At 70.4% G+C, this 25,841-nt stretch carries 25 protein-coding genes; 6 read left to right on the top strand and 19 right to left on the bottom strand.

The features are described from left to right. Nucleotides 1-112 precede the first annotated feature (112 nt). The 5 genes from ABD999_RS36065 to infC all read right to left on the bottom strand — a co-directional run bounded on the left by ABD999_RS36065 (nt 113) and on the right by infC (nt 3,506). Nucleotides 113-1,195 (bottom strand): sensor histidine kinase, encoded by a 1,083-nt coding sequence (locus ABD999_RS36065; protein WP_148031212.1) that lies wholly within the window; start codon nt 1,193-1,195, stop codon nt 113-115. Between the two features lie 50 nt (nt 1,196-1,245). After that, a complete protein-coding gene (locus ABD999_RS36060; RefSeq protein WP_271279473.1) occupies nt 1,246-2,049 on the bottom strand; it encodes a TrmH family RNA methyltransferase in 804 nt (267 codons plus the stop codon). A gap of 70 nt (nt 2,050-2,119) precedes the next feature. Further along, nucleotides 2,120-2,503, bottom strand: coding sequence for a 50S ribosomal protein L20 (gene rplT / locus ABD999_RS36055; protein ID WP_148031211.1), 384 nt, complete (start codon nt 2,501-2,503; stop codon nt 2,120-2,122). Nucleotides 2,504-2,526: 23 nt separating this feature from the next. Continuing rightward, nucleotides 2,527-2,721 carry a 50S ribosomal protein L35 gene (gene rpmI / locus ABD999_RS36050; protein WP_148031210.1) on the bottom strand — a complete coding sequence of 65 codons (195 nt, stop codon included), beginning with the start codon at nt 2,719-2,721 and terminating at the stop codon, nt 2,527-2,529. Between the two features lie 122 nt (nt 2,722-2,843). Continuing rightward, nucleotides 2,844-3,506, bottom strand: a complete 663-nt coding sequence (gene infC / locus ABD999_RS36045) for a translation initiation factor IF-3 (protein ID WP_271279479.1) — start codon at nt 3,504-3,506, stop codon at nt 2,844-2,846. A 256-nt stretch (nt 3,507-3,762) separates the two neighbouring features. On the opposite strand from infC, the gene ABD999_RS36040 reads away from it, so the two are divergent. Beyond that, nucleotides 3,763-4,017, top strand: coding sequence for a type II toxin-antitoxin system Phd/YefM family antitoxin (locus ABD999_RS36040; protein ID WP_271279474.1), 255 nt, complete (start codon nt 3,763-3,765; stop codon nt 4,015-4,017). After that, nucleotides 4,014-4,436, top strand: a complete 423-nt coding sequence (locus ABD999_RS36035; protein ID WP_271279475.1) for a type II toxin-antitoxin system VapC family toxin — start codon at nt 4,014-4,016, stop codon at nt 4,434-4,436. Before ABD999_RS36040 ends, ABD999_RS36035 begins: the two co-directional genes overlap by 4 nt. On the opposite strand, the gene ABD999_RS36030 is transcribed toward ABD999_RS36035, so the two are convergent. The 9 genes from ABD999_RS36030 to ABD999_RS35990 all read right to left on the bottom strand — a co-directional run bounded on the left by ABD999_RS36030 (nt 4,411) and on the right by ABD999_RS35990 (nt 14,609). Then, nucleotides 4,411-5,265: a shikimate dehydrogenase gene (locus tag ABD999_RS36030; RefSeq protein WP_271279476.1), complete on the bottom strand. Its 855-nt coding sequence runs from the start codon at nt 5,263-5,265 to the stop codon at nt 4,411-4,413. The genes ABD999_RS36035 and ABD999_RS36030 overlap by 26 nt on opposite strands. Nucleotides 5,266-5,296: 31 nt before the next feature. Then, entirely contained in the window at nt 5,297-6,460 is a 1,164-nt protein-coding gene (gene mltG, locus ABD999_RS36025) for an endolytic transglycosylase MltG (RefSeq protein WP_271279477.1), read from the bottom strand. A gap of 717 nt (nt 6,461-7,177) precedes the next feature. Further along, nucleotides 7,178-7,648: a Holliday junction resolvase RuvX gene (gene ruvX / locus ABD999_RS36020; protein ID WP_148031205.1), complete on the bottom strand. Its 471-nt coding sequence runs from the start codon at nt 7,646-7,648 to the stop codon at nt 7,178-7,180. 1 nt (nt 7,649) lies between these two features. Further along, on the bottom strand, nt 7,650-10,322 hold the full coding sequence (alaS, locus tag ABD999_RS36015) for an alanine--tRNA ligase (protein WP_148031204.1): 2,673 nt from the start codon (nt 10,320-10,322) through the stop codon (nt 7,650-7,652). 17 nt (nt 10,323-10,339) lie between these two features. Further along, a complete protein-coding gene (locus ABD999_RS36010) occupies nt 10,340-10,570 on the bottom strand; it encodes a hypothetical protein (RefSeq protein ID WP_148031203.1) in 231 nt (76 codons plus the stop codon). Then, a complete protein-coding gene (locus ABD999_RS36005) occupies nt 10,567-10,941 on the bottom strand; it encodes a DUF948 domain-containing protein (RefSeq protein WP_219543314.1) in 375 nt (124 codons plus the stop codon). Before ABD999_RS36005 ends, ABD999_RS36010 begins: the two co-directional genes overlap by 4 nt. 453 nt (nt 10,942-11,394) lie before the next feature. Further along, nucleotides 11,395-12,594 carry a hypothetical protein gene (locus tag ABD999_RS36000; protein WP_271279478.1) on the bottom strand — a complete coding sequence of 400 codons (1,200 nt, stop codon included), beginning with the start codon at nt 12,592-12,594 and terminating at the stop codon, nt 11,395-11,397. 238 nt (nt 12,595-12,832) lie between these two features. Further along, nucleotides 12,833-14,137: a replication-associated recombination protein A gene (locus tag ABD999_RS35995; RefSeq protein WP_449289672.1), complete on the bottom strand. Its 1,305-nt coding sequence runs from the start codon at nt 14,135-14,137 to the stop codon at nt 12,833-12,835. Nucleotides 14,138-14,147: 10 nt separating this feature from the next. After that, the gene (locus ABD999_RS35990; RefSeq protein ID WP_271279055.1) at nt 14,148-14,609 is read right to left on the bottom strand and encodes a DUF2231 domain-containing protein; all 462 of its coding nucleotides are present in this window, start codon (nt 14,607-14,609) and stop codon (nt 14,148-14,150) included. A 167-nt stretch (nt 14,610-14,776) separates the two neighbouring features. On the opposite strand from ABD999_RS35990, the gene ABD999_RS35985 reads away from it, so the two are divergent. Beyond that, the gene (locus ABD999_RS35985; RefSeq protein ID WP_148031199.1) at nt 14,777-15,667 is read left to right on the top strand and encodes a peptidylprolyl isomerase; all 891 of its coding nucleotides are present in this window, start codon (nt 14,777-14,779) and stop codon (nt 15,665-15,667) included. Nucleotides 15,668-15,722: 55 nt separating this feature from the next. Here the strand turns inward: ABD999_RS35985 and aspS are convergent, their stop codons facing one another. The 3 genes from aspS to ABD999_RS35970 are packed head-to-tail and all read right to left on the bottom strand — an operon-like array spanning nt 15,723 to nt 19,398. Beyond that, entirely contained in the window at nt 15,723-17,459 is a 1,737-nt protein-coding gene (aspS, locus tag ABD999_RS35980) for an aspartate--tRNA ligase (RefSeq protein ID WP_148031198.1), read from the bottom strand. Beyond that, a complete protein-coding gene (gene hisS, locus ABD999_RS35975; RefSeq protein WP_271279056.1) occupies nt 17,456-18,715 on the bottom strand; it encodes a histidine--tRNA ligase in 1,260 nt (419 codons plus the stop codon). The genes aspS and hisS overlap by 4 nt, the downstream gene beginning before the upstream one ends. Continuing rightward, entirely contained in the window at nt 18,715-19,398 is a 684-nt protein-coding gene (locus tag ABD999_RS35970) for an MBL fold metallo-hydrolase (RefSeq protein WP_148031196.1), read from the bottom strand. Before ABD999_RS35970 ends, hisS begins: the two co-directional genes overlap by 1 nt. 139 nt (nt 19,399-19,537) lie before the next feature. Between ABD999_RS35970 and ABD999_RS35965 the strand changes: the two genes are divergently transcribed. The 3 genes from ABD999_RS35965 (at nt 19,538) to ABD999_RS35955 (ending at nt 22,880) form a co-directional block, all read left to right on the top strand. Further along, nucleotides 19,538-20,404, top strand: coding sequence for a peptidylprolyl isomerase (locus ABD999_RS35965; protein ID WP_148031195.1), 867 nt, complete (start codon nt 19,538-19,540; stop codon nt 20,402-20,404). 61 nt (nt 20,405-20,465) lie between these two features. Continuing rightward, nucleotides 20,466-21,695 (top strand): DUF349 domain-containing protein, encoded by a 1,230-nt coding sequence (locus tag ABD999_RS35960; protein WP_148031194.1) that lies wholly within the window; start codon nt 20,466-20,468, stop codon nt 21,693-21,695. 93 nt (nt 21,696-21,788) lie between these two features. Continuing rightward, the gene (locus tag ABD999_RS35955) at nt 21,789-22,880 is read left to right on the top strand and encodes a cupin domain-containing protein (protein ID WP_271279057.1); all 1,092 of its coding nucleotides are present in this window, start codon (nt 21,789-21,791) and stop codon (nt 22,878-22,880) included. Nucleotides 22,881-22,890: 10 nt separating this feature from the next. On the opposite strand, the gene ABD999_RS35950 is transcribed toward ABD999_RS35955, so the two are convergent. Together ABD999_RS35950 and ABD999_RS35945 are read right to left on the bottom strand one after the other, a co-directional pair. Continuing rightward, the gene (locus ABD999_RS35950) at nt 22,891-25,083 is read right to left on the bottom strand and encodes a RelA/SpoT family protein (RefSeq protein ID WP_148031193.1); all 2,193 of its coding nucleotides are present in this window, start codon (nt 25,081-25,083) and stop codon (nt 22,891-22,893) included. Between the two features lie 188 nt (nt 25,084-25,271). After that, on the bottom strand, nt 25,272-25,790 hold the full coding sequence (locus ABD999_RS35945) for an adenine phosphoribosyltransferase (RefSeq protein ID WP_148031192.1): 519 nt from the start codon (nt 25,788-25,790) through the stop codon (nt 25,272-25,274). Nucleotides 25,791-25,841 lie beyond the last annotated feature (51 nt).

Genomic DNA, 25,841 nt, shown 5'->3' with positions numbered 1-25,841 from the left:
CCTCGTCGGCGTGCAGCGGGGTGACCTCGACCGGGTCGTAGTCAGACAAGAGTGAGCTCCGTATCCAGGGCTTGAGCGGGAAAAGTCTAGTGGTGGCCCACCGGTCCCGGTGTCACGCGAAGTCGGGCGTGCCGGTGGGCACGGTAAATCGGAACTCCGCCCCGCCCTCGGGCGCCTGCTGCACGGTGATGGTGCCGCCGTGGGCCTCCACCAGCCCCTTGACGATGAACAGGCCGAGGCCGGTGCCGCCACGCTTGCGGCTGTTGCCGCGCCAGAACTGCCTGAATACGCGCGGGGCCACCTCGGGCCTGACGCCCTCGCCCTGATCGCGCACCGACACGGCCACTCCCCACCCGACGGACTCGATCTCGATGGTCACGGTGCCTCGACCGTGACGCACCGCGTTTTCCACCAGGTTAGCCAGGATCTGGTCAACCTTGTCCTGGTCAAGCCACATTTCGGGAAGATCGTCACCCGTGATGAGGCGGAAGCGGTCCTCCTGCTCGCCCGCCGCGACCCGCCCGGCGACGACCCGTCGGGCCCTGGCGGGGATGTCGACGACCTGGCGGCGCAGCTCCAGCCGGCCGGACTCGATGCGGGAGACGTCGAGCAGCTCGGTGATGAGCCGGGTGACGCGGTCCGCGTCGTTGTTGACGGTCTCGAGCATGACGAGCTTCTGCTCTTCGGTGAAGCGGCCCCACTTGGCGAGCAGCGTCGCGGTGAACCCCTTGACGCTGGTCAGCGGCGAGCGCAGCTCGTGGGCGACCGTGGAGACCAGGTCGGCGCGGCTGCGCTCCAGCCGGGCCCGGGCGCCGCCGTCGCGCAGCGTGATCGCCACCCGCTCGACGTCGCCGCACCGCTCCGGCTCACGGACGAACCGCGCGGTCACGTACAGCTCCTGGCGGCCGGGCAGGTGGAGGGGCTTCTCCGGGACGCGGCTGCGGGTGCGCAGGCCGCCCTCGGGATCGAGCGCCTTCCACCAGTCGCGGCCGTCGTTGTCGCGGAACGGGAACACCTCGTTCATGTCGCGGCCGACGGCGCGTTCGGGCGTGACGCCGGTGAGCCGGGCGGCGGCGCGGTTGACCGCGAGCACGCGGCCGAACCGGTCGGCGACGACGAGCCCGTCAGGGAGATCGTCGATCGCTATCGTGCACGCGGCGGCAACCAGCCGCCCATCGGTGTCTGCGCCGTGCACGACCTCGCCTCCTCCGCCTCCAAGGCCGACAATAGCGGGTTTCCCGCCGCCTAGGGCACTCGCTGAGCCCTGGCGGAGGAGTAAAGGCACACCGCCGCGGCGGTGGCCAGATTGAGGCTCTCGGCCTGTCCGTAGATGGGCACGCGCACCACATCGTCGGCCACCCCGAGCACCTCTTCGGGAAGGCCCCACGCCTCGTTGCCGAAGATCCACGCGGTGGGCCCCGACAGGTCGACGTCGTCGAGCGTGTGGCGGCCCGCGCCGTCCGCCGCGAGCACGCGCAGCCCACGCTCCTTCAGCCGGCGCACGGCCTGCGCGACCGGGGCGCCGACGGCCACGGGCACGTGGAACAGGCTACCCGCGCTGGCGCGCACGCACTTGCCGTTGTACGGATCCACGCTGGCATCGGTGAAGAGCACCGCGTCCGCGCCCGCGGCGTCGGCGGCGCGCATGACGGTGCCGGCGTTGCCCGGGTCGCGCACGTGCGCGAGCACCGCCACCAGGCGGGCGGCCTCGGGCAGGGCGTCGTCGAGCGGCACGTGCACCGGCCGGCAGACGGCGACCAGGCCCTGCGGGGTGACGGTCTGCGACAGCTCGGCCATGACTTCGCCGCTGGCCCGGTGGACCGGGACGCCCTGGTCGGCGGCCGTGCCGACCAGCTCGGGATGGCGCGCCTCGGCCTCGGCGGTGGTGAACAGCTCCAGCGTGATCCCGTCCAGCTTGAGCGCCTCGCGCACCGCCTGCGGGCCCTCGGCCAGGAACTTGCGGTCCTGGTCCCGGAAGGCGCGTTTGGTGAGCCTGCGAGCCGCCTTGACCCGCGGCGACCGGACGTTGGTCAGCTCGGCTCCGGCCATCTCACTCCTGTTGGGTGCGTGCATGGAAAAGGGCCCACCACTCGGGTGAGCCCTTCCCGCAGAATTCGGGTCAGCCCGCGGCCGGCGCGTTCACGTTCGCGGGCAGCGCCTTCTTGGCGGCCTCGACGAGCGTGGCGAAGGTCTGGCTGTCGTTCACCGCGAGATCGGCGAGGATCTTGCGGTCCACCTCGATGTTGGCCAGGCGCAGGCCCTGGATGAGGCGGTTGTAGGTGATGCCGTTCTGACGAGCCGCGGCGTTGATCCGCTGGATCCACAGACGGCGGAAGGCGCCCTTGCGGTCCTTGCGGTCCCGATAGGCGTACGTCATCGAGTGGAGCATCTGCTCCTTGGCCTTGCGGTAGAGCCGCGACCGCTGGCCACGGTAACCGGTTGCCCGCTCGAGAACGACCTTGCGCTTCTTCTTGGCGTTGAGCGCCCGCTTCACGCGTGCCATTTTATTCTCCCCGGGGGTTCGCGCTACTTGCCGAGCAGCTTCTTGATCTTCTTGGTGTCGGCCTCGGAAAGGACGACCTCGTTCTTGAGACGGCGCGTCAGCTTAGACGACTTCCACTCGTTGTAGTGAGCGCGGTTGGCGCGGCGGCGCTTCACCTTGCCGGTGCCGGTAAGCCGGAACCGCTTCTTCGCACCGCTGTGCGTCTTCATCTTCGGCATCTCGCCGTCTCTCCTCAATTCGGTCGTGCCGCTGGCCGGGCCGGCGGCGGAGCCGGCCCGGTCTTCGGCGTCTTCGTCTGGCTGCTCGGGGGTGCGCCAGTAAGGCTAACCCGAGCCGCGGGTCACGCCTCCTGCTTGGAGGGCTCCTCGCTGCCATGCTGGGCCTTCGCGGCGGCCTTCTCGGCCTTGGCCTCGGCCTTCTTCTTGTGCGGACCGATCACCATGATCATGTTGCGGCCGTCCTGCTTGGGCTGGGACTCCACGAAGCCGAGCTCCTGGACGTCCTGCGCGAGCCGCTGCAGAAGCCTGAATCCCAGCTCGGGCCGGGACTGCTCGCGGCCCCTGAACATGATCGTGACTTTGACCTTGTCTCCCGCCTTGAGGAACCGGACGACGTGACCCTTCTTGGTCTCGTAGTCGTGCGGGTCGATCTTCGGCCGGAGCTTGATCTCCTTGATGATCGTGTGCGCCTGATTCTTGCGCGCCTCGCGCGCCTTCATCGCGGACTCGTACTTGAACTTTCCGTAGTCCATGAGCTTGCACACGGGCGGTCGAGCCGTCGCCGCGACCTCGACGAGGTCAAGGTCGGCTTCCTGGGCGAGCTTGAGTGCGTCGTGGATGGACACGATGCCCACCTGCTCGCCGTTCGGGCCCACGAGGCGCACCTCGGGAACTCGGATACGCTCGTTGATGCGGGGCTCAGTGCTGATGGGGCCTCCTAGGTTTGCGATCCCTACGTGCTCGTCGTGCCGGGAGCTCCCGCGAAAACGCGAAAAGCCCCGCACGTCGCGCATGCGGGGCCACTGAGCTCTTCGGCATCGTGGCCTTCAAGCTCCCCGGAGTAGTCCGGCGTGATCCTTGACCCGGCCACCTTTCGGCCGCTCGGGTGGGAGGGAGACCTCCGCTTGCGCGTCCAGCAATGGCATGCCGGACCGATCAGAGAGCTACGCTACCACAACACCGGCGCGACCTCGAATCTTCCCCGGTGAGCGGCGGCCTCCCTGGTAAACTTCTGTCCAGTCTGGACAGAAGGGGGGTTTCATGGGCGTTTGGCAGCTTCAGGAGGCCAAGCAGCGCTTCAGCGAGGTCGTCAGGAAGGCGCACGACGAGGGACCGCAGATCGTCACCCGTCACGGGCAGGACGTGGCGGTGATCATCGGCATGGATGAGTACCGCCGGTTCAGGGGCGAGCAGCCGGACTTCAAGGAATTCCTGCTCAACGCGCCCGACTGGGACGACAATCTGGAGTTCCCGCGTAGTAAGGAACTTCCCCGAGAAGTGGACCTGGGCTGGTGAGCGTCGGCTACCTCCTCGACACCAACGTCATCTCCGAGGTAAGGAAGCGCAACGGCAGCCCGCCCGTCAAGGAGTGGGTGAGCTCTTCCCTGGGGCCCACGCTCTACCTGAGCGCGCTGTCCATCGGCGAGATCCGCTGGGGCATCGAGCTGCGGAGGAGAAGCGACCCCCAGCAGGCCATGGTTCTCGAGCGCTGGCTCGCCACCCTCTACGCGTCGTTCCAGGACCGGATCGTGCCCATCTCTCCGGGCATCGCCGAAGCCTGGGGACGCCTGCGCTCCGAACGCCCTCTCGCCACGGCCGACGCGCTCATCGCCGCCACGGCGAAGGTGCACGGATGGAGTGTGGTCACCCGCAACGTCAAGGATTTCGACGGACTCGGCGTGACCGTGGTCAACCCGTTCGACTGGCCCGTCTGAGGATCTCGGCCTCGCCGGCCGCTCGCATCGCCGCCACCGGGACGTCGGCGCGGCCCGTCATCAGCTCCACCTGGCGCACCGCCTGGTGGAGCAGCATCGGGAAACCGCCGATCACGATGCCGCCCGCCGCCTCGACGGCCGCCGCCGCCCGGGTCGGCCAGGGAGAGTAGACCACGTCGAACAGCGCGGGCACCCCGGCCAGCCGGTCGGCGTGCGCGTCGGCGGCGCCGCCCGGCAGGGTGGAGACCACCAGGTCGACCCCGAGGACCGTGTCGAGCTTGTCGAACGTCTGGACGGCCAGCGCCATCCCGAGCCGCTCGGCCGCGCCCGCCGTCTCGCCCGCCCGTGCCGGGTCGCGGACCACCAGCGTGGCCTCGTGCAGACCCAGGTCGCGCAGCGCGGCCAGGGTCGAGCAGGCGGTGGCGCCGCCGCCCAGCACGGTCGCCGAGCGCGGCGCGGGCACGCCCGCCTCGGCCAGGGCCTGCTCGATGCCGTGGACGTCGGTGTTGTGGCCGTGGGCGGCGCCGCCGGCGAAGACCACGGTGTTGGCCCCGCCGACCTCCAGCGCCACCTCGGACACGGTGTCGAGCAGCGGCAGCACGGCGCGCTTGAGCGGCATGGTCAACGACAGCCCGGCCCACGTGCCCGGCTCCTCCGGCCCTCCGCCGCGCACCGGGCGCAGCTCGCGCAGCAGGCCAGGCAGCGCCGCCTCGTCGCACTCGAACGCGTCGTAGCTCCAGCCGGACAGCCCCATCTCACGGTAGGCGGCCCGGTGCAGGTGCGGCGAGAGCGAGTGGGCGATCGGCGAGCCCATCACGGCAGCTCGCATGCACCCCCCTTTCGGTCCGCCATCATACGGGTCAGCCGCCGGACGAGTTCCGCTCCAGCTCCGCGAGGAGCGCCTGGAACTCCGCGTCGGTGGTGGCGAACTTGGTGACGTTGCTCTTCGGGTCGGTGGCGGCGAAGAACAGCCACGGCCCCTTGGCGGGGTTGAGCGCCGCCTCGATGGCGTGGTCACCGGGGTTGGCGATCGGGCCGGGCGGCAGGCCGAGGTTCTTGTACGTGTTGTACGGAGACTTGATCTCCAGCTCGGCGTGCGTCGCCCTGGTGCGGTAGCGGCGCCAGGCGTACATGACCGTGCTGTCCATCGACAGCGTCATCTCCGGCTCGTGGTTCATCCGGTTGTAGATGACCCGCGCGATCTTCGGCATGTCCTCGTGACGGCCCGCCTCCGCCTGGATGATGCTGGCGATGGTGATCATCTCGTGCGGCGTGTAGCCCATCTTCTTGGCGCTGGACTCCAGCTCGAACTTCTCGGCCGTCTGGTTGAACCGCTCGATCATCTGCGCGAGCATCTCGGCCGGGGTGGCTTTCGGCTGGAAGTCGTACGTGGCCGGGAAGACGTAGCCCTCCAGCTTGCCCTTGGCGTACGAGGGCAGGCCGAGATCCTCGGCGCTCTTGGCCGCGTTCTCGAAATCCTTCGGCTTCTTGCCGGTCTTCTCGGCGAGCTGCTTGAAGGTGTCGGACAGCCGCAGGCCTTCCTTGATCGTCGCCTTGGCCACGATCAGGTTGCCCGGGTCGAGCAGCTTGACCGCCTCGGCCGCGGCCATCTGCTTGCGCAGCTTGTACGTGCCGGGCTGCAGGGAGGAGCTCTTGCCCGCGCTGTCGATGGCGTTGGTGAAGGCCCTGGCGCTGGCGACGACACCCTGCCGCTGCAGCTCCTGCGCCACCTCGGAGGCGCTCTGGCCGTCCTTGATCTCGATGACGACCTCGCCCGTGCCCTGGCCGGTGTAGTCGTCGGGCACCAGCGCGTCGCTGACCCATCGGTAGCCGTAGTAGCCGCCGCCGCCGATGATGCCGGCCAGGATGATGAAGGCGAGCAGCGGGGCGAGGAAGCCGCCCCGGTTGCGGCGGCGCCGCCGCCTGCTGCCCCGCCGGCCGTTGCGGCCCCGGCCCCGGCGCCTGCCACGGCCGTCGTCGTCATCCGAACCGAGCAGGAAGTCCATGTCGTCGAGATCGTTCATAGGTGAGCTGGCCAATCTCCCGGTACTGCTGGCCCGGCGCCGATTGGGAGCGCCTGGCGGCGGGGGGTCACCGAGCGGATGAGGGGGATGCGCCGGTCACGCCCTGACGACCGGCCGAGGTCACTGTGGGTAGCCATGCTAGAGGATGGAAAGAGCGCGTGTGTCCCGGCTCGGAAGGGTCGCCTGGATGGTGCGACGTCCTCCCGAACTGCGGTTACTGGCCCGGTGAGCATGAGTTCGTCCCGAGTCTCTCGTTCGGCTCTTTCCGGTATCTCACGAACTCGCTCTCTTTGCGGGTGAATTGGGTGATTCTATGCACCTGAGGTTGGCTACCAAACCTGCTGCCCGAACCCTCGGCTGTGTGTCCGCCGCCTGGCGTGCGAGCGGACGGTTCACCCAGAGTGACGGGTACACGCCGGTACGAGACGTCCGTTCCGGCATGAGCGTGCCCGCCCACTTTAGCGATCTTCAACGGCAGGGGCGTCCTGCTCACAAATGCGAGTCTTCCCCCGAAAACGGCACACACACGAACCCGTTCACAACCGCCTGTGTTTCCGGGCGAATCGGACGAAGCATCTGCGCGCGCCCTCTTCCGTACCACCGCGCGACCAGCGGGGACCTCGCGCGGAACCGGCGCGCGGGAAGCCGTCCGGGCAGGCCGGAGCGCGAAGGCGCGCGGATGGGTGGGTGAGATGTGCGGGGGTGGCCGGCGGCCCGTCATGAGGCGGGGTCGCCGGGCGGGGTGACGGGGTGGCCCGGTGGCCTGTCGGTGGCGCGTTCGGAGTCGAGGGCGTCCTGCAGCAGCACCACCGCCGCCGCCTGGTCGATGACTCCGCGCTGCTTCTTGGCCCGCACGCCACTGGCGCGCAGCCCGTGCTGCGCGGCGACCGTGGTGAGCCGCTCGTCGAAGAGCCGGACCGGCGTCGGGGCCAGCCGGGCCGCGAGCAGGCCCGCGAACTCACGGGCGAGCGCCGCGGCGGCGCCCTGACGCCCCGACAGCGACGTGGGCAGCCCCACCACCACTTCGATCGCCTCGTGCTCGGCGGCGATCGCGGCGATGCGGTCGAGGTCGCCCTTGCCGCGCTTGACGGTCTCCACCGGCGTGGCGAGCATCCCCGATGGGTCGCTGCGCGCCACGCCGATGCGAACCGACCCGACGTCGACGCCGAGCCGTGTGCCGAACCTCATGTCAGCCGAGCTGCTCCGTGATGGCCTGTTCGACGAGCCGCAGCGCGTCGCCGATCGCCTCGGGACGGCTGCCGCCGCCCTGTGCGACGTCGTCCTTGCCGCCACCGCCACCTCCAAGCGCCTTGGCGGCGACGCCGACCAGTCGTCCGGCCTTGAGCCCGCGCTCGCGTCCCGCCTCGTTGACCGCGGCGACCACCACGGGCCGGTCGGAGGGGACGCCGGCGACAACGATCACCGCCGGCCGGTCGGACGGGAACCTGCCGCGTACGTCCAGCGCGAGCTTACGCAGATCGTCGGCGTTCGTGCCATCAGGCGCGCGGTGTGTCACGACGGACACTCCGTGCAGGTCGGTGGCCTTGCCCGCGAGTTCGCCGGCTACCTGCAGCACCTGGGCGGAGCGGACCTTCTCCAGCTCCTTCTCCGCCGCGCGGAGCCGGGTGACGATGCCCTCGACGCGCTCGGGCAGCTCCTCGCGGCGTGCCTTGAGCTGTTCGGTGAGCTGCGAGACCAGCACGCTCTCCCGCGCCAGGTAGCGGAAGGCGTCGATGCCGACCAGCGCCTCGACGCGGCGCACGCCCGCGCCCACCGACTGCTCGGCCAGCACCTTGACCAGGCCGAGCTGGCCGGAGCTGTGGACGTGGGTGCCGCCGCAGAGCTCGCGGGAGTAGTCGCCGATCTCGACCACGCGGACCTCGTCGCCGTACTTCTCGCCGAACATCGCCAGCGCGCCCATCGCCCTGGCCTCGGCCTGCGAGGTGTAGAAGGCGTTGACCTTGAGGTCGTTGACGAGGACGGCGTTGACCTCGTCCTCGACGTCGCGCAGCACGCTCTGCGGGACCGCGCCCGCGGCGGTGAAGTCGAAGCGGAAGCGGCCGGGCGAGTTCTCGGAGCCCGCCTGGGCCGCCGTCTCGCCGAGCGCGTTCTTAAAGCCGCGGTGGACCATGTGGGTGGCGCTGTGGCTGCGCGAGATCGCCCGCCGCCGCTCCAGGTCGATCTCGGCGTGCGCCTCGTCGCCGGTCTTGAGCTCGCCGCTGCGGATCCTGCCGCGGTGGACGACGAGGCCCCCGATCGGCGACTGCACGTCGAGGATCTCGACCTCGGCGCCGCCGGTGCGGATGACGCCCTGGTCGGCGAGCTGGCCGCCGCCCTCGGCGTAGAACGGGGTGCGGCCGAGCACGACCTCGACCTCGGTGCCCGCGCCCGCCGCCGGCACCGACGCGCCGTCGACGAGGATGCCGACGATCGTGGTGTCGGCCGCGGTCTCGTCGTAGCCTAGGAACTCGACCTTGCCCGCCTCCTCCAGGAGCCGGCCGAAGATGGAGACGTCGGCGTTGCCGATCTTCTTCGCCGCCGCGTCGGCCTTGGCGCGCTCGCGCTGCTCCTTCATCAGGCGGCGGAAGCCCTCTTCGTCGACCTTGAGCCCCTGCTCGGCCGCCATCTCAAGGGTGAGGTCGATCGGGAAGCCGTAGGTGTCGTGGAGCTGGAAGGCCTGCTCGCCGGAGAGCGTGGCCGCCTTCTTGCGCTTGGTCTCCTCGACGGCCACGTCGAAGATCGCGGTGCCGGTGCGGAGCGTGCCGAGGAACGACGCCTCCTCGGCGTCGATGACCGCGTGGATCTGCGGCGCGTCGGTCTTGAGCTCGTCGTACTGCTCCCCCATGACGTTGATCGCCACGTCGGTCAGGGTGTGCATGAGCCGCCGGTCGCCGGAGCCGAGCAGGCGCAGGTTGCGCACGGTGCGGCGGAGCAGGCGGCGCAGGACGTAGCCGCGGCCCTCGTTGCCGGGCATGACGCCGTCGGCCACCAGCATGGTGCCGGCGCGCACGTGATCGGCGATGACCCGCAGGCTCACGTCGGTGCGCGGGTCACGGCCGTAGGCGGTGCCGGTCAGCTCCGCCGCCTTGTCGAGGATCTTGTAGGTGGTGTCGATCTCGTAGATGTTGTCGACGCCCTGCAGGATCGCCGCCATGCGCTCCAGGCCCATGCCGGTGTCGATGTTCTTGCTGGGCAGCTCGCCGGCCACGTCGAAGTCGACCTTGGAGCGGACCTCGCTGAGCTGGTACTGCATGAACACGAGGTTCCACACCTCGAGGTAGCGGTCCTCGTCGGCAACGGGGCCGCCCTCGCGCCCGTACTCGGGGCCGCGGTCGTAGTAGATCTCCGAGCAGGGGCCGCCGGGGCCGGGCACGCCCATGTGCCAGTAGTTGTCGGCCAGGCCGCGCCGCTGGATGCGGTCGGCGGGCAGGCCGACCGTCTTGTGCCAGATCTCGAACGCCTCGTCGTCGTCCTGGTAGACCGTCGCCCACAGCCGGTCCTCGGGGAAGCCGAAGCCGCCTTCGGACTCGGGCTTGGTGAGCAGCTCCCAGGCGTACGGGATCACCTCGGCCTTGAAGTAGTCACCGATGGAGAAGTTGCCGAGCATCTGGAAGAACGTGGCGTGGCGGGTCGTCCTGCCGACCTCGTCGATGTCGGGGGTGCGCACGCATTTCTGCGCGGTGGCCAGCCGGGACGCCGGAGGCTTGCGCTGCCCCAGGAAGTACGGCTTGAAGGGCACCATACCGGCGGGAACCAGGAGGAGCGTCGGGTCCTCAGCGATCAGGCTGGCCGAGGGCACTACTTTGTGCCCACGCTCCTCGAAGAAGCGCAGGAAGCGGCGGGCGATCTCTGCCGACTCCATGGCGGCCGTCCTTTGCGTTAGTCGTTGTGTTCAGGGTTGTCGAGGCCGAAACGGGCCCGCAACTCGATTTCGCGGCCGGCGGCCTCGCCGAGCGCGTCAGAAGTAAAGTCTCTCACCTGTTCGAGCATGCCCGCGGCACCGTGGGCGGTCCTGCGGGCGACGTGGTTGGGGTGGAGCGCCTGCAGCTTGCGCATCACCCACAGGGAGAGGAACGCGCCGAGCGACAGGTAGAACAGCCGCCTGATCATCGCCGCCGCCCCGTCCTGCGCGGCTTGCGGGCCTCGATGGCCCGGCGCACGCCGTAGCTGAGGGACGACACCTTGATCAGCGGACCGGTGAAGACGGTCTGGGTGACGGCGCTGAGCCTGGCGGCGTGGCCGGTCACCTGCTTGACGTCCCTGGCGATGGACTCGACGGCGACGAGCTGCCGGTTCGTCTCGTTGACCGTGAGGCTCATGTCGTCGAGCAGCGGCGTCAGGCGGGCGTTCAGCTCGGAGACCGCCTTGGTCGTCTCGGTGAGCAGCCTGGCGAGCTTGAGGAGCGCCATCGTGAGAACGCAGACCAGGACCACCCATCCCGTGGCCGCGATCAGCCCGGCGACCTCTCCAGCGGTAAGCATCCGCGCATCTCCCTCGTACGCTGGGCCGGAACGTCAAGACCCTATCGTGTCCGGCGGACGAGGTCGGCGATGACCGAGTCCTTGATCACGTGCCGTGCCAGGCCCGTTCCGGTCCTGACCTCGGTCATCCCGCCCCGGCGGCCCGCCTCCGGTACGGGAAACGGGCCTCCTCGCCGTGCGGGTGCGGTGGCTGGGGTCCCGTCCGAGTGTGCTGATGAATTCCCGTACGGGATCCGTACGAGTACGCATGCCTTCGCAACACGGCCCGTACGAGTGCGGATGCCTCCGAGACCCAGCCCGGTACGCGGGCTGCCCCCTCCCAGAGCAGGACACCATCGTCGCCCGGCCAGACTTCCGGCTGAAGATCGCGGGCGAGGACGCGCCCTTGGCGGCCGAGGCCGGTGCAGGACCCCGTGGCGGCCTTCGCGGGTGGTATCGCGACGGGAGGGACCACTACGGGACACGGGCGTACGCGCGGGCCGGGGTGGCGCCCGACGCGGCGTGAGGCGGGACGGCGGTGAAGTAGGCGCCCGTGGGCGGCAGCGCTTCCAGGCCGGTGAGGGACTCGGCGACGGGTATGCCTGCCTCCAGGAGGAGGCTCCGCGATTCGCCGAGCGTGCGCGCATCGGTGGCGACCAGAGCGACAGCCTGTGAGACGAGCCAGCGAGCGGCTGCCTCGCTCAGACACTCGCCGGCCTGGGTCTGCAGGAGGACCGCGTGACCGAGGACGGCGAAGGGCGCCAGAGCACCGACGCCGATCGTCTCCCAGCCCGCCCCGGAGGCACGCACCACCACCGCGGGAAGCTCGACCGTACGTGCAAGAACGTCAATAGCCTCCTCGCGGGTCACTGACGGCCCATCGCCACCAACCACCGTCTCCGGGCCGATTCCGGCAGCCTCCCCCTCACCAGCAGAAGCCTCCCCTCGGCCCGTGACCGACCCCGCCGAGGGCTCCGCAGGAGCTGCAGCGCGCTCGACACCACCCGAGCCCTCCCCGCCGACTACGGCAGATCCAAACCCACCAGCTCCGGTCTCCCCGCAGGCCGCGGCGGGCCCGGCCACACCCGCCGCGGCCTCTCCTCGGCCTGCGACCGGCCCGAGCATGCCGACCGCGACCTCCTCACGGACCGCAGCGTGCTCGACACCAGCCGAACGCTCCCCGCAGACTGCGGCAAGCCCGACCACACCCGCCGCAGCCTCCCCTCGGCCTGTGGCCGGCCCAAGCGGGCCGACCGCAGCCTCCCCACGGACTGCGACGCGCTCGACATCAGTCGAACCCTCCCCGCAGGCTGCGGCAGGACCGACTACGCCGGCTGCGGTACCCGTGAGCGCCGCTGGAGCGGCTACGCCGGCAGGGAGTTCCAGGCGGGTGGCGGGCGTGTCGAGAGGGAGGATGCGGCCGTGGAAGGCCGCGGGGGCGGTGCGGTCGCTGGGGCCGCCTCGGGTGCCTTTGTGCGGCTCGGGGAAGACACGCACGTTGGAGAGCTCGACCGCGTCGGTCATCAACAGCCCGAGTGAGGCCACGAACAGGGCGGCGATCTCGTCCTCGGTGACTCCGGGCGAGGGCACGTCGACGCGGAAGTCGTGGACGGTCAGATCGCCGCCGTTGCCGAAGGTGATGGACGCGTCGAAGGCTGCGCGGTGGTCGGTCATTACCGGGTGTCCATGAGGTCGGGAATATCGTGGTCGGTCATGCCCCGGCATCCCCGAGTTCATGGACGTCGTGGTAGGTCATTCCCGGGCATCCCTGGGAACGTCGTGGTCGGTCATCCCCCGCGACCCCCGAGCTCATGGACGGCGTGCCCCGGCGACCCCCATGCCCATGAACGGCATGGCGGCGTGCCTCAGCGACCCCCATGCCCATGAACGGCATGGCCCAGAGGCGGCGCGGTCATGGGGATCCGCGCAGGAAGTCGCGGATGCGCGCCCAGCGTTCGGCGACCGGCGCCTCGGCGCCGTGGCGGGTGGGCTCGTAGTAGCGCCGGTCGCGGATCTGCTCGGGCGCGTAGTACTGGCGGACGAGGCCGTGCTCGAAGTCGTGGGGGTACTTGTAGGCCTCGCCGTGGCCGAGCTTGGCCGCGCCGGGGTAGTGGGCGTCGCGCAGGTGGCCGGGCACCTGGCCGATGAGGCCGCGCCGGACGTCGCCGACGGCGGCGCCGATGGCCTTCACCACGGCGTTGGACTTGGGGGCCAGCGCGCAGTGGATGACCGCGTGGGCGAGGTTGATCTGGCCTTCGGGCAGGCCGATGAGCTGCACCGCCTGGGCGGCGGCGACCGCGGTCTGCAGGCAGGCGGGGTCGGCCATGCCGACGTCCTCGGAGGCGAAGATGACGATGCGGCGGGCGATGAAGCGCGGGTCCTCCCCCGCCTCGATCATGCGGGCCAGGTAGTGGAGCGCGGCGTCGGCGTCGGAGCCGCGCATCGACTTGATGAACGCGCTGATGACGTCGTAGTGCTGGTCGCCCTGCCGGTCGTAGCGGACGGCCGCCTTGTCGACGGCCTTCTCCACCACCTCGATCGTGATGTCGTCGGACAGCAGGGCCGCCGCTTCGAGGTAGGTCAGCGATCTGCGGGCGTCGCCGCCGGCGAGGCGGACGAGCTGGTCCAGGGCCTCCGGGGCGAGTGTGGCGCGTCCGCCGAGCCCGCGCTCGTCGGACACCGCCCGTTCCAGCACCGCGCGGACGTCGTCGTCGCCGAGCGATTCGAGGGTGAGCAGCAGCGAGCGCGACAGCAGCGGTGAGATGACGGAGAAGAACGGGTTCTCGGTGGTGGCGCCGATGAAGGTGACCCAGCGGTTCTCGACGGCGGGCAGCAGGGCGTCCTGCTGGGCCTTGTTGAAGCGGTGCACCTCGTCGACGAAGAGCACGGTCTGGCGGCCGCTCATGCCGAGCTCGCGGCGGGCGGCGTCGATGGCGGCGCGGACGTCCTTGACGCCGGCGGAGACGGCGGAGATCTCCACGAAGCGGCGCTTGGTGACGTTGGACACGACGTAGGCGAGGGTGGTCTTGCCGGTGCCCGGCGGCCCCCACAGGAACAGCGACATCGGCGCCTCGCTCTCGACCAGCCGGCGCAGCGGCGTGCCGGGGCCGAGCAGGTGGCGCTGGCCGATCACCTCGTCGAGGCTGCGGGGACGCATGCGCACGGCCAGGGGCTGAGGTGTGGCCTCCTCGGCCGCCGAATCGAACAAGCTCTCCACATCCGCGAGGTTACAGCTCCCACACGGCTCTCGCGCCCGAGTCCCCCGCCAGGAAGACGTAGTACGCCGTCACCGCGGCCAGCACCACGGTCAGGCCGGACAGCACCGCCGTGCCGGGCCTGCCGAACCGGTCGCCGCGGGAGGCGTAGACCAGGACGAGCGACACCGAACCGAGACCCGCGGCCGACAGCAGCAGGGGGACGGCGTGCGCCTCGTGGGCGCTGATCCGCTGGCCGAGCTCGCCCCCGGCGGTGGCGAAGCGGGCGGCCTTGAGGCTCTGCCCGCTCTGCCAGGCGGCGAAGACAGCCACGGGGGCGGCGATCGAGAGCAGCGTCACCGCCCACGCCGTCGCGGCCCGCCAGCGGGGCACGAGGGCGTAGGCTACGGCGACCGCCACGAGCATGGGCGTCAGCACCACCGCGAAGTGCACCACGAGAGGGTGTGCGGGCAGGCCGAGAACCTGATCGAACATCCGGGGCTCCTTAGTTTCGTTTTCAACTACGAATCCCGGATCGATATGGTTCCCACCCTTCCGGCCACACAGGTGGCTTCGGGTCACTTACGTCCAGCACATATCTAGGGCCGGTAGCATTCCCCAAGTTGTTTGGTCATGTGTAGGCAAAGATGGAGGACATACCGGTGAGCGGCGACGACGACGACCGCCAGAGCGAATTGGCGCGTCAGCACAAGGAGCGGCAGCGGCAACGCGCCGCCGAGCAGTCGTCCAAGGCGAGGCGCAACACCTTCATCGGCGCGGGCGTGGCCGTCGCTGTGGTGGCCGGTGGCATCTTCGCCGTGACGACCCTGGTCAACAACAACGCGCCAGGCACGCCGGCGGCGGCCGAGTCCTCGGCGTCCGCCAGTCCCACGGAGGAGCCCATCACGGCGCTCCCGACGCCGACCAAGACCGGCCCGGTGACCTGCCAATACAAGCGGGACACCTCGGACGTGCCGATGAAGTACGTGGGCATGCCGGGCAAGAAGCCGAACCTGAAGCTGTCGAAGATGACGGTCACGACCAACCACGGTGACATCGTCATCGAGGTCGACCCGCAGCTCACGCCCTGCTCGGTGAACTCGATGGCGTTCCTGGCCAAGAAGGGCTTCTACGACAACACCAAGTGTCACCGGCTGGTGACGCCCGAGGTGTCGGGGCTCTACCTGCTGCAGTGCGGCGACCCGAAGGCCAAGGCCGACGGCGAGAACCCGACCGACGGCCAGGGCACGGCGGGCTACACGTTCCTCGACGAGGCCGCGGGCGCGATCCCGTACGGCAGGGGCGTGGTGTTCCTGACGCAGCCGGCCGACGCGGCGGGCCAGAACAGCAGCCAGTTCGCCATCTCGCTGTCGGACGAGAACACCCAGATCGACCCGGTCTACTCGGTGCTCGGCATGGTGACCTCCGGCCTGGAGATCATCGACAAGGTGGCCAAGGACGGCGTGATCGTCAACGACGACGACATCACCGGAGACGGCGGCTCCACGGCGCCCAAGACGCCGATCATCATCAAGAAGGTCAAGCTCTCCTAAGAGGAGCCGCGAAAGATACGGCAGGCGCCGCGGTGGGCGCCTGCCGTTTCGCATGTCAGGCGTCGGCCTTGGGCCGGGCGTCGACGCCCGCCTCCTTGCGCTGGCCTGCCGTGATGGGCGTGGGCGCGCCAGTGAGCGGGTCGAAGCCGGAGGCCGTCTTCGGGAACGCGATCACGTCGCGGATCGACTCGCCGTCCGACAGCAGCATGCAGATGCGGTCCCAGCCGTAGGCGATGCCGCCGTGCGGCGGCGGGCCGTACTTGAACGCCTCCAGCAGGAAGCCGAACTTGCTCTCCGCCTCCTCCTTGGAGATGCCGAGCACGTCGAAGACGCGCTGCTGCATCTCGGCGCGGTGGATGCGGATCGAGCCGCCGCCGATCTCCATGCCGTTGCAGACCATGTCGTAGGCGTAGGCGAGCGCCTCGCCCGGATGGTCCTGGAAGTTGTCGGACCACTCCGGCTTGGGGCCGGTGAACGGGTGGTGCACGGCGGTCCAGCCGCCCTCGCCGTCCTCCTCGAACATGGGCGCGTCCACGACCCACAGGAACGACCAGAGCGACTCGTCGATGAGCCCGCAGCGGCGGCCGATCTCCAGGCGGGCGGCGCCGAGCAGGTCGCGGGCCGCGCCGCGGGCGCCCGCGGCGAAGAACACCGCGTCGCCGGGCGCGGCGCCGACCTTGCCCGCCAGGCCGGAGATCTCCTGCTCGGACAGGTTCTTGGCGACCGGGCCGCCGAGCGTGCCGTCTTCCTGGACGAGCACGTAGGCCAGGCCCTTGGCCCCGCGGCTGCGCGCCCACTCCTGCCAGCCGTCGAGCTCCTTGCGGGTCTGGGAGGCGCCGCCCGGCATGACCACCGCGCCGACGTACTCGGCCTGGAAGACGCGGAAGGAGGTGCCGGAGAAGTAGTCGGTCATGTCGACGAGCTCCTGGCCGAAGCGCAGGTCGGGCTTGTCGGAGCCGTAGCGGGCCATCGCGTCGGCGTAGGTCATGCGGGGCAGCGGCAGGGGGATCTCGTAGCCGAGGATCTCGCGCCACAGCCGGCCGATCAGCTTCTCGCCGACCGCGATGACGTCCTCCTGGTCGACGAAGGACATCTCGATGTCGATCTGGGTGAACTCCGGCTGCCGGTCGGCGCGCAGGTCCTCGTCGCGGTAGCACTTGGCGAGCTGGTAGTAGCGCTCCAGGCCGGCCACCTGCAGCAGCTGCTTGAACAGCTGCGGCGACTGCGGCAGGGCGTACCAGCTGCCCGGCTGGAGCCGGACCGGCACCAGGAAGTCGCGGGCGCCCTCGGGGGTGGAGCGGGTCAGCGTCGGCGTCTCGACGTAGACGAAGCCGAGCTCGTTCATCACCTCGTTGGCGAGGTAGGTCGCCTTGGAGCGCACCCGCATCGCCTCGGCCACCTGCGGGCGGCGGATGTCGAGGTAGCGGTACTTCAGCCGGGCCTCCTCGGAGACGCCCGTGCCGCCCTCGATGGGGAACGGCAGCGGCGCGGACTCGCTGAGCACCTCGACCGCGTCGGCCACCACCTCGACCTCGCCGGTGGGCAGGTCGGGGTTCTCGTTGCCCTCGGGGCGCACGCGGACCTGGCCGACCACCTTCACGCAGTATTCGGCGCGCAGGTCGTGGGCGTGGTCCTCCTCCCGGAAGACCACCTGCGCCGAGCCGGAGGCGTCGCGCAGATCGATGAAGACCACCCCGCCGTGGTCACGGCGGCGGGCCACCCATCCGGCGAGCGTCACCTGCTGCCCGGCGTGCTCCTTGCGGAGCGACCCGGCCGTATGCGTGCGGATCACTGCACTTTCCCCTTCAAGACTTCCACGACCCGGGCCAGCGGCACCTCGGTCTGCTCAGCGGTGGTCAGGTCTTTCACTTGCACGGCTTGCGCCGCCAGGTCACGCTCGCCCAGGATCAGCGCGTAACGGGCCCCCGAGCGGTCGGCGCCCTTCATCGCTCCCTTGAGCCCCTTGCCGCCGAAGGCCATGTCGGCGCTGACGCCGGCCTCGCGCAGCTCGGCCACGAGCAGGAACATCCGGCGGCGGGCGTCGTCGCCCAGCGCGACACCGTACACCTGGACGCCGCCGGGCGTGGCATCGCCGAGCAGCCCCTCGGACTCCATGGCCAGGACCGTGCGGTCGACGCCGAGCGCCCAGCCGACGCTGGGCAGCGGCGGGCCGCCGAGCATCTCGCTGAGCCCGTCGTAGCGGCCGCCGCCGCCGATCGCCGATTGCGAGCCGAGCCCGCCGTGGACGAACTCGAACGTGGTGCGGGTGTAGTAGTCGAGCCCGCGCACCAGCCTGGGGTCGTCCTCGTACGCGACGCCGGAGGCCTTCAGCAGGGCGCGGACCTCCTCGTGGTAGGCCTTGCAGGCGGCGCACAGGTGGTCGACGACCAGCGGCGCGCCGCCGAGCTGGGCCTGCACCTCGGGGCGCTTGTCGTCGAGCACCCGCAGCGGGTTGATCTCGATGCGGGCCCGCGTCTCCTCGTCCAGGTCGAGCCCGCGCAGGAACTCCTGCAGCGCGGCGCGGTAGGCGGGGCGGCAGGTCTTGTCGCCGAGCGAGTTGAGCAGCAGCGTGAACTGACGCAGGCCCAGCGAGGCGAAGGCGCGGGCGGCGAGCACGATCAGCTCGGCGTCGAGCGCCGGGTCCTCGGCGCCCAGCGCCTCCGCGCCGACCTGCCAGAAGTGGCGGTAGCGGCCCTTCTGGGCGCGCTCGTAGCGGAACTGGCTGCCCGAGTACCACAGCTTCACCGGCAGCTGGCCGTTGTGCAGGCCGTGCTGGAGCACGGCGCGGACCACCGACGCCGTGCCCTCCGGGCGCAACGTCAGCGAACGGCCCTTCTTGTCGGGGAAGGTGTACATCTCCTTGGAGACGATGTCGGTCGACTCGCCCACTCCCCTGGCGAACAGCTGGGTGTCTTCGAAGACCGGCGTCTCGACGTAGCCGTATCCCGCGCGCCTGGCCGGGGCGACGAGCGCCTCGCGGACGGCGAGCACCTGCTCGGAGCGGGGAGGCAGCCAGTCGAAGGTGCCTTTGGGTGCTTGGAAGGTCATCAGATTCCTCTTGTGGGACCGGCGTGCGGCGCGGCCTCCTTGAGATAAGGGTTGGTGGCGCGCTCGCGGCCGATCGTGGTCTGTGGTCCGTGGCCCGGCAGGACGACCGTATCGTCAGGCAGCGGCAGGCACTTGGCGGCGAGGCTGCGCAGGATCGTCGGATAGTCGCCGCCCGGCAGGTCGGTGCGGCCGATGGAGCCGGCGAACAGCAGGTCACCGGAGAACATCACGCCGCGGCCCGCGTCTCCCCTGAAGCTCACCGACCCCCTGGTATGGCCGGGCGTGTGGTCGACGACCAGCTCCATGCCCGCGAGCTCCAGCGTGGCGCCGTCGGACAGCTCGCGCACGTCGTCGGGCTCGCTGAGGGTGAGGTCGCCGAAGAGGGAGGAACTCGTGGAAGACCAGCCCGCCGCCGGGTCGCTCAGCAGGTGGCGGTCGTCGGGGTGGATCCAGGCCGGCACGCCGCGCGCGCCGCACACCGGGGCGACCGACCAGACGTGGTCGAGGTGGCCGTGGGTGAGCAGGACCGCGACCGGCTTGAGACGATGCTCACGCAGCAGTTCGTCGACCCCCTCGACAGCGTCCTGACCGGGGTCTATGATCACGCACTCCTCGCCTTCCGCGGGCGCGATGACGTAACAATTGGTCTGGAAGGCCCCTGCGGGGAAGCCGGCGATGAGCATCTGCCTCAGCTGATCTCGTCAAAAAAGCCAATGGGAATGTAACCGAAGGGTACCGGTGCGGGTCGCCGGGCTGCGAATCATCGGCCTTTGGCCGATACGATTCGCCCACCTCAGTTGATTGACTACGGGAGGCAAAGCGGTGGCCACGGGCAAGGACCGGCAGAAGCAGCTGGCACGCGAGCACTACGAGCGCCAACAGCAGCGCCGGCTCGAGCGCGAGCAGCGCAACAAGCGCATGGCGATCATCGGCTCCACCGTGGGCGTCGTCGTCGTGGTCGGCGGCATCGTGGCCTCGGTCGCCCTGCTGGGCGGCGGCGACGAGCCCACAGAGGCGGCCGCCGAGCCGTCGGCGCAGGCGAGCACGTCCGCCCCGGCGGTCGCTCAGCCGAAGCCCTACGACGAGAAGACCGGCACCTGCGGCTACGTCGCCGACACCGGCGGCGGTCAGGTCAAGGACGTCGGCATGCCGCCGGAGAAGGTGGACCTGAAGCCGGCCAAGAAGACGATGACGATGAAGACCGGCCTCGGCGACATCGTGGTCGAGCTCGACAACGCCAAGGCGCCGTGCACCGTCAACTCGCTGCAGTTCCTGGCGGAGAAGGACTATTACGACGGCAGCAAGTGCCACCGGCTGGGCAACGAGCAGTTCCCGATGCTGCAGTGCGGCGACCCGACGGCCAAGGCCGACGGCAAGAGCCAGACCGACGGCTCGGGCGGTCCCGGCTACGTGCTGGTGGAGGAGAACACCAAGGACGCCAAGTACAAGCGGGGCGTGATGGCGATGGCCAAGACGCAGGCCCCGGGCAGCACGGGCAGCCAGTTCTTCCTGGTGTACGGCGATATCCAGCTCGACCCGCTTTACACACCGGTGGGTACGATCACGAAGGGGCTCGACATCCTGGACAAGGTGAACAAGGCAGGTGTCCTGGCAGGTACGGCTGACGGCACCGGAGCGCCGAAGGAAACCGTGGAAATCAAAGACGTGACAATCGCTGGCAAGAGCTGACGTAATACAAACTAGGGACGAACAGTCCCGAAGGGTCTGATGGAAAGTGCGGGAGGACACGGTGAGCACCGACCCGTGGGGCCGGGTAGACGACGACGGCACCGTCTACGTGCGAACGGCTGAGGGAGAGCGGGCCGTCGGGTCCTGGCAGGCCGGCGAACCCGAAGAGGCGCTGGCCTACTTCCATCGCAAGTACGACGAGCTGGCGGGCCAGGTCCAGCTGCTGGAGCAGCGGGTGCGCGGCACCGACCTGGCGCCCGCGCAGGCCGAGGCGAGCATCGTCAAGCTGCGCGAGGCCGTGGCCGACGCGCACGCCGTCGGTGACCTCGGCGCGCTGACGGCCCGGCTCGACGGGCTGACCGCGCTGGTCGCGCAGCGCCGCGAGGAGCTGAAGGCGGCGCGCGAGGTCGCCCGCGCCGAGGCCAGGGCCGTCAAGGAGCGGATCGTCGCCGAGGCCGAGCGCATCGCCGAGGAGACCACCCACTGGAAGTCCGGCGGTGAGCGGCTGCGCCAGCTCGTCGAGGAGTGGAAGGCCGCCGACCGGATCGACAGGGTGACGGAGGCGCAGCTGTGGAAGCGCCTGTCGACCGCCCGCACCGCCTTCGCCAAGCGGCGCAAGGCCTACTTCGCCACCCTCGACGAGCAGCGCGAGGGCGTGCGTGCCACCAAGGAGGCCATCGTCGCCGAGGCCGAGGCGATCGCCGACTCCACCGACTGGGGGCAGACCGCGGCCGTCTACCGGGATCTGATGCAGCGCTGGAAGAGCGCCGGCCGGGCCTCCAGGGAGGTCGAGGACGAGCTGTGGGGTCGGTTCAAGGCCGCCCAGGACCAGTTCTTCCAGGCCCGCTCGGCGGTGTTCGCCGAGCGTGACGCCTCGCTCGCCGCCAACGCGCAGGTGAAGGAGGAGCTGCTGATCGAGGCCGAGAAGCTGCTCCCGGTCACCGACGTGCGCACCGCCAGGGGCCAGCTCCGCCACATCCTGGAGCGCTGGGAGGCGGCCGGCCCGGTCCCCCGCGAGCACCGCGACCGCTTGGAAGGCGGGCTGCGCAAGGTCGACGAGGCCGTGCGCAAGGCCGAGGACGCCGAGTGGAAGCGCTCCAACCCCGAGGCCCGCGCCCGCGCCCAGAGCACCGTCGACCAGCTGCGCACCTCCATCGAGCAGTTGGAGAAGCGCCTGGCCAAGGCGCAGGCGGCCGGACGGGCCAAGGACGTCAAGGAGGCGGAGGAGGCCATCACGGCCCGCCGCGCCTGGCTGGAGGAGGCCGAGCGCACGCTCGCCGAGTTCAGCTGACCGAGCCCGGCTCGCGGTCCCTGCCCAGCGGAGGCGGGGCCGGCGAGCCGGAGGTCTCGATCATGGTGTGCCCGGTTGGCTATCGTGGCCGCCATGGATCCTGTGAGCGAGGCCCGTGCCCTGGTCGACGAGCTGTTCCCGGAGGCGCTGTACGCCCTGCTCGGCGGCAGCGTGGCGGCCGGGCGCCGGACCCCCACCTCCGACCTCGACATCCTGGTCGTCGTCGACGGGCTCGCGGCACCGTACCGGGAGTCCCTGCGCCGGCACGACTGGCCGGCCGAGCTGCTCGTGCACAGCCAGACCAGTTTCGGGGCCTGGCTGGAGCGTGACTTCGGCAACCGGCAGCCCGTGCTGGCCCGCCTCTGCGCCGAGGGGATCGTGCTGGCCGACCGGAGTGGCGGGCGGCTGGAGGCGCTCAGGGAGGAGCTGAGAGGGCGGCTGGAGCGCGGCCCCGGGGCTCCGCACGACGCCGCGCTCGGCAGGGCCCGCTACGTGCTGTCCGATCTGCTGGACGATCTGGCCGGGGTGACCGACCCGGGCGAGCGGGCGTTCATCGAGTGGAACGTGGTCGAGGAGGCCGCGCGGCTGGCGCTGTCGCTGGGCGGGCGCTGGCAGGGCGGTGGCAAGTGGCTGCTGCGTGAGCTGCGCGCGCACGACCCCGAGCTGGCCCAGGCGCTGCTGAAGGCACGGGAGACGCCCGGCGAGCTTGCGGCGGTGGCCGCAGGGGTGCTGGAGCGGGCCGGTGGACGCCTGTGGGAGGGATACCGGGCCGACGGCGACGTCTTCCACCGTCCGCTGCGGCACGTCACTCCTGAGGACCTGTCCGGGGCGACGGCGCAGAGCGCGGGGATGCGCCGGCTGGCGGCGGTCAGCGACGCCACCACCGGCTCTCAGCGGCTCTGGATGGGCCAGACGCACGTGGCGCCCGCGACCCGCTCGGCCGACCACCATCACGGCGAGTCGGAGACCGCCATCTACGTGGTGAGCGGCAGGCCGGTGTTCGTGTTCCTGGAGGACGGCGGAGAGCGGCGGATCGAGACCGGGCCGGGCGACTACGTGTTCGTGCCGCCGTTCGTCCCGCACCGCGAGGAGAACCCGGACCCGGAGCAGGAGGCGGTGGTGGTCATCGCCCGCAGCACCCAGGAGGCGATCGTGGTCGACCTGCCGGACCTGCGGATGCGGTGACGGCGGCCCCTCAGCCGCCCGCGCCGCTGACGCGGTAGACGTCGTAGACGCCCTGGATGCCGCGCACGGCCTTCAGGACGTGGCCCAGGTGCTTGGGGTCGCCCATCTCGAAGGTGAACTTGCTGACGGCCACCCGGTCGCGCGAAGTGGTCACCGAGGCGCTCAGGATGTTGACGTGCTGGTCGGAAAGCGTACGGGTGACGTCGGACAGCAGCCTGGGCCGGTCGAGCGCCTCCACCTGGATGGCCACCAGGAACACGCTGTCGTCGCCGGGCGACCAGCTGACCTCCACCAGCCGGTCGGGCTGCGACCTGAGCTGCTGGATGTTGGTGCAGTCGGAGCGGTGGACCGAGACACCGTGGCCGCGGGTGACGAAGCCGACGATCTCGTCGCCGGGCACGGGGGTACAGCACTTCGACAACCGCACCCACACGTCGGCGTCGCCCGCCACCACCACGCCCGCGCCGCCTCCGCCCCGGGGGCGGCCGCGCAGCCGGGTCGGCAGCGAGGTCTCGGCGATGTCCTCCTCGGCGCTCTCCACGCCGCCGATGGACGCCACCAGCTTCTGCACGACCGTCTGGGCGGCCGTGTGGCCCTCTCCGACGGCCGCGTACAGCGCCGACACGTCGGGGTAGCGCAGGTCACGGGCGAGCGCCAGCAGCGCCTCGCCGGACATGAGGCGCTGCAGCGGCAGGCCCTGCTTGCGCATCGCCCGGCCGATGGCCTCCTTGCCCGCCTCGATCGCGGTCTCGCGGCGCTCCTTGGAGAACCACTGCCGGATCTTGTTACGGGCGCGGCCCGACTTGACGAACTTCAGCCAGTCGCGCGAGGGCCCGGCGTCGGGCGACTTGGAGGTGAAGATCTCGACCGTGTCGCCGTTGCCCAGCCGCGACTCCAGGGGCACCAGCCGGCCGTTGACCCGGGCGCCGATGCAGCGGTGGCCCACCTCGGTGTGGACCGCGTAGGCGAAGTCGACGGGGGTGCCGCCCTCGGGCAGGGCGATGACCTGGCCCTTCGGGGTGAAGACGTAGACCTCCGACACCGACAGGTCGAACCGGAGCGACTCCAGGAACTCGCCCGGGTCGGCCGTCTCCTTCTGCCAGTCGAGGAGCTGGCGCAGCCAGGCCATGTCGCTGCCGGGCTTGACCTTGCCGACGGGGCCGGGCCCGCCGACCTCCTCCTTGTACTTCCAGTGCGCGGCCACGCCGTACTCGGCCCTGTGGTGCATGGCGTGGGTACGGATCTGCAGCTCCACCGGCTTGCCCTCGGGACCGATCACCGTGGTGTGCAGCGATTGGTACATGTTGAACTTGGGCATCGCGATGTAGTCCTTGAACCGGCCGGGGACCGGGTTCCAGCGCGCGTGGATCGTTCCGAGCGCCGCATAGCAGTCGCGTACGGAGTCGACCAGGACCCGGATGCCCACCAGGTCGTAGATGTCGTCGAAGGCGACGTCGCGGGCGATCATCTTCTGGTAGACCGAGTAGTAGTGCTTCGGCCTGCCCTTGACCACGGCCCGGATGCGGGCCTCGCGCAGGTCGCCGGAGACCTTCTCGATGACCTCCTGCAGGAACAGGTCGCGCCGCGGCGCCCGCTCCGACACCATGCGCGCGATCTCGTCGTAGCGCTTGGGATAGAGCATGGCGAAGGCGAGGTCCTCGAGCTCCCACTTGATCGTGTTCATGCCCAGGCGGTGGGCCAGCGGGGCGAAGATCTCCAGCGTCTCGCGGGACTTCTGGTGGCGCTTGTGCTCCGGCAGGTAGCGCATCGTGCGCATGTTGTGGAGCCGGTCGGCCAGCTTGATGATCAGCACCCGGATGTCGCGGGACATGGCCACGACCATCTTGCGCACGGTCTCGGCCTGGGCCGCGTCGCCGAACTTGACCTTGTCGAGCTTGGTGACGCCGTCGACCAGCGAGGCGATCGTGTCGCCGAAGTCACCGCGCAACTCGTCGAGGCCGTAGGCGGTGTCTTCGACGGTGTCGTGCAGCAGGGCCGCGCAGAGCGTCTCGTCGTCGGTGCCGAGCTCGGCCAGGATCGTCGCCACCGCCAGCGGGTGGGTGATGTACGGGTCGCCGCTCTTGCGCTTCTGGTCACGGTGGTGGTGAGCCGCCACCTCGTAGGCGCGCTCGATGACACGCAGGTCGGCCTTGGGGTGGGTGGCCCGGACAGTGCGGAAGAGCGGCTCCAGCACCGGATTCATGGCCCCACCCCCAAACCGCCGACGGCGCGCCGCGGGTGCGGCCGGCGCGGCATCGGCTTGCGCGGCGGCACCACTCGCGTCCGTTACGTCGGGCACGACCACATCACGGGGCACTCAGACTCCTTACGTTCGAGTCCAGATCCCCAGTGTATCCAGGCGACGCACCCGGACCGCCTCGGGTCCTCTCCTCAGACGATCAGCAGGGAGCGGGTCTCCACTCCCGTGAGGCGCTCGCGCCCCTTCAGGAAGGCGAGCTCCATCAGCACGGAGACGCCGACCACCTCGGCTCCCGTCCTGCGCACGAGCTCCACCGCCGCCGCCGCCGTGCCGCCCGTGGCCAGCACGTCGTCGACGATGAGCACCCGGTCGCCGGGCGAGAAAGCGTCGTCGTGCACCTCGATGGTCGCCGAACCGTATTCCAGATCGTAGGACTCTTCGAGCACGGCGGCAGGCAGTTTGCCCTTCTTACGCACAGGTACGAAGCCGGCACCCTCCTGGTAGGCCACCGGCGCGGCCAGGATGAACCCGCGCGCCTCGATGCCCACGATCTTGTCGGCCTCGAACCCGTCGGCCAGGGCGTCCACCACGGCGCAGAACACGGCGTGGTCGGCGAGCAGCGGGGTGATGTCCTTGAACACCACGCCGGGCTTGGGGTAGTCGGGCACGTCCCGGATGCGGTCCAGGATCAGCGCGGTCAGGTCGCTCATGAAGTGCTCCTCGGAGGGGTCAAGGTGGGTGGCGACGTGGAGGGGTCCGCG

Origin of the sequence: Nonomuraea ferruginea (genome assembly GCF_039540635.1) — a bacterium.
Lineage (GTDB): Bacteria > Actinomycetota > Actinomycetes > Streptosporangiales > Streptosporangiaceae > Nonomuraea > Nonomuraea ferruginea.
The sequence above is the reverse complement of the archived record's forward strand: the minus strand, read 5'-3'. Positions and strand labels throughout refer to the sequence as shown.

Excerpts from the sequence above, each read along its gene's own strand:
- ABD999_RS36060 (WP_271279473.1), bottom strand. The coding sequence starts at position 2,049 with ATGGCCGGAGCCGAGCTGACCAACGTCCGGTCGCCGCGGGTCAAGGCG.
- rplT (WP_148031211.1), bottom strand. The coding sequence starts at position 2,503 with ATGGCACGCGTGAAGCGGGCGCTCAACGCCAAGAAGAAGCGCAAGGTC.
- rpmI (WP_148031210.1), bottom strand. The coding sequence starts at position 2,721 with ATGCCGAAGATGAAGACGCACAGCGGTGCGAAGAAGCGGTTCCGGCTT.
- ABD999_RS36040 (WP_271279474.1), top strand. The coding sequence starts at position 3,763 with ATGGGCGTTTGGCAGCTTCAGGAGGCCAAGCAGCGCTTCAGCGAGGTC.
- ABD999_RS36030 (WP_271279476.1), bottom strand. The coding sequence starts at position 5,265 with ATGCGAGCTGCCGTGATGGGCTCGCCGATCGCCCACTCGCTCTCGCCG.
- mltG (WP_271279477.1), bottom strand. The coding sequence starts at position 6,460 with ATGAACGATCTCGACGACATGGACTTCCTGCTCGGTTCGGATGACGAC.
- ruvX (WP_148031205.1), bottom strand. The coding sequence starts at position 7,648 with ATGAGGTTCGGCACACGGCTCGGCGTCGACGTCGGGTCGGTTCGCATC.
- alaS (WP_148031204.1), bottom strand. The coding sequence starts at position 10,322 with ATGGAGTCGGCAGAGATCGCCCGCCGCTTCCTGCGCTTCTTCGAGGAG.
- ABD999_RS36010 (WP_148031203.1), bottom strand. The coding sequence starts at position 10,570 with ATGATCAGGCGGCTGTTCTACCTGTCGCTCGGCGCGTTCCTCTCCCTG.
- ABD999_RS36005 (WP_219543314.1), bottom strand. The coding sequence starts at position 10,941 with ATGCTTACCGCTGGAGAGGTCGCCGGGCTGATCGCGGCCACGGGATGG.
- ABD999_RS36000 (WP_271279478.1), bottom strand. The coding sequence starts at position 12,594 with ATGACCGACCACCGCGCAGCCTTCGACGCGTCCATCACCTTCGGCAAC.
- ABD999_RS35990 (WP_271279055.1), bottom strand. The coding sequence starts at position 14,609 with ATGTTCGATCAGGTTCTCGGCCTGCCCGCACACCCTCTCGTGGTGCAC.
- hisS (WP_271279056.1), bottom strand. The coding sequence starts at position 18,715 with ATGACCTTCCAAGCACCCAAAGGCACCTTCGACTGGCTGCCTCCCCGC.
- ABD999_RS35970 (WP_148031196.1), bottom strand. The coding sequence starts at position 19,398 with ATGCTCATCGCCGGCTTCCCCGCAGGGGCCTTCCAGACCAATTGTTAC.
- ABD999_RS35955 (WP_271279057.1), top strand. The coding sequence starts at position 21,789 with ATGGATCCTGTGAGCGAGGCCCGTGCCCTGGTCGACGAGCTGTTCCCG.
- ABD999_RS35950 (WP_148031193.1), bottom strand. The coding sequence starts at position 25,083 with ATGAATCCGGTGCTGGAGCCGCTCTTCCGCACTGTCCGGGCCACCCAC.
- ABD999_RS35945 (WP_148031192.1), bottom strand. The coding sequence starts at position 25,790 with ATGAGCGACCTGACCGCGCTGATCCTGGACCGCATCCGGGACGTGCCC.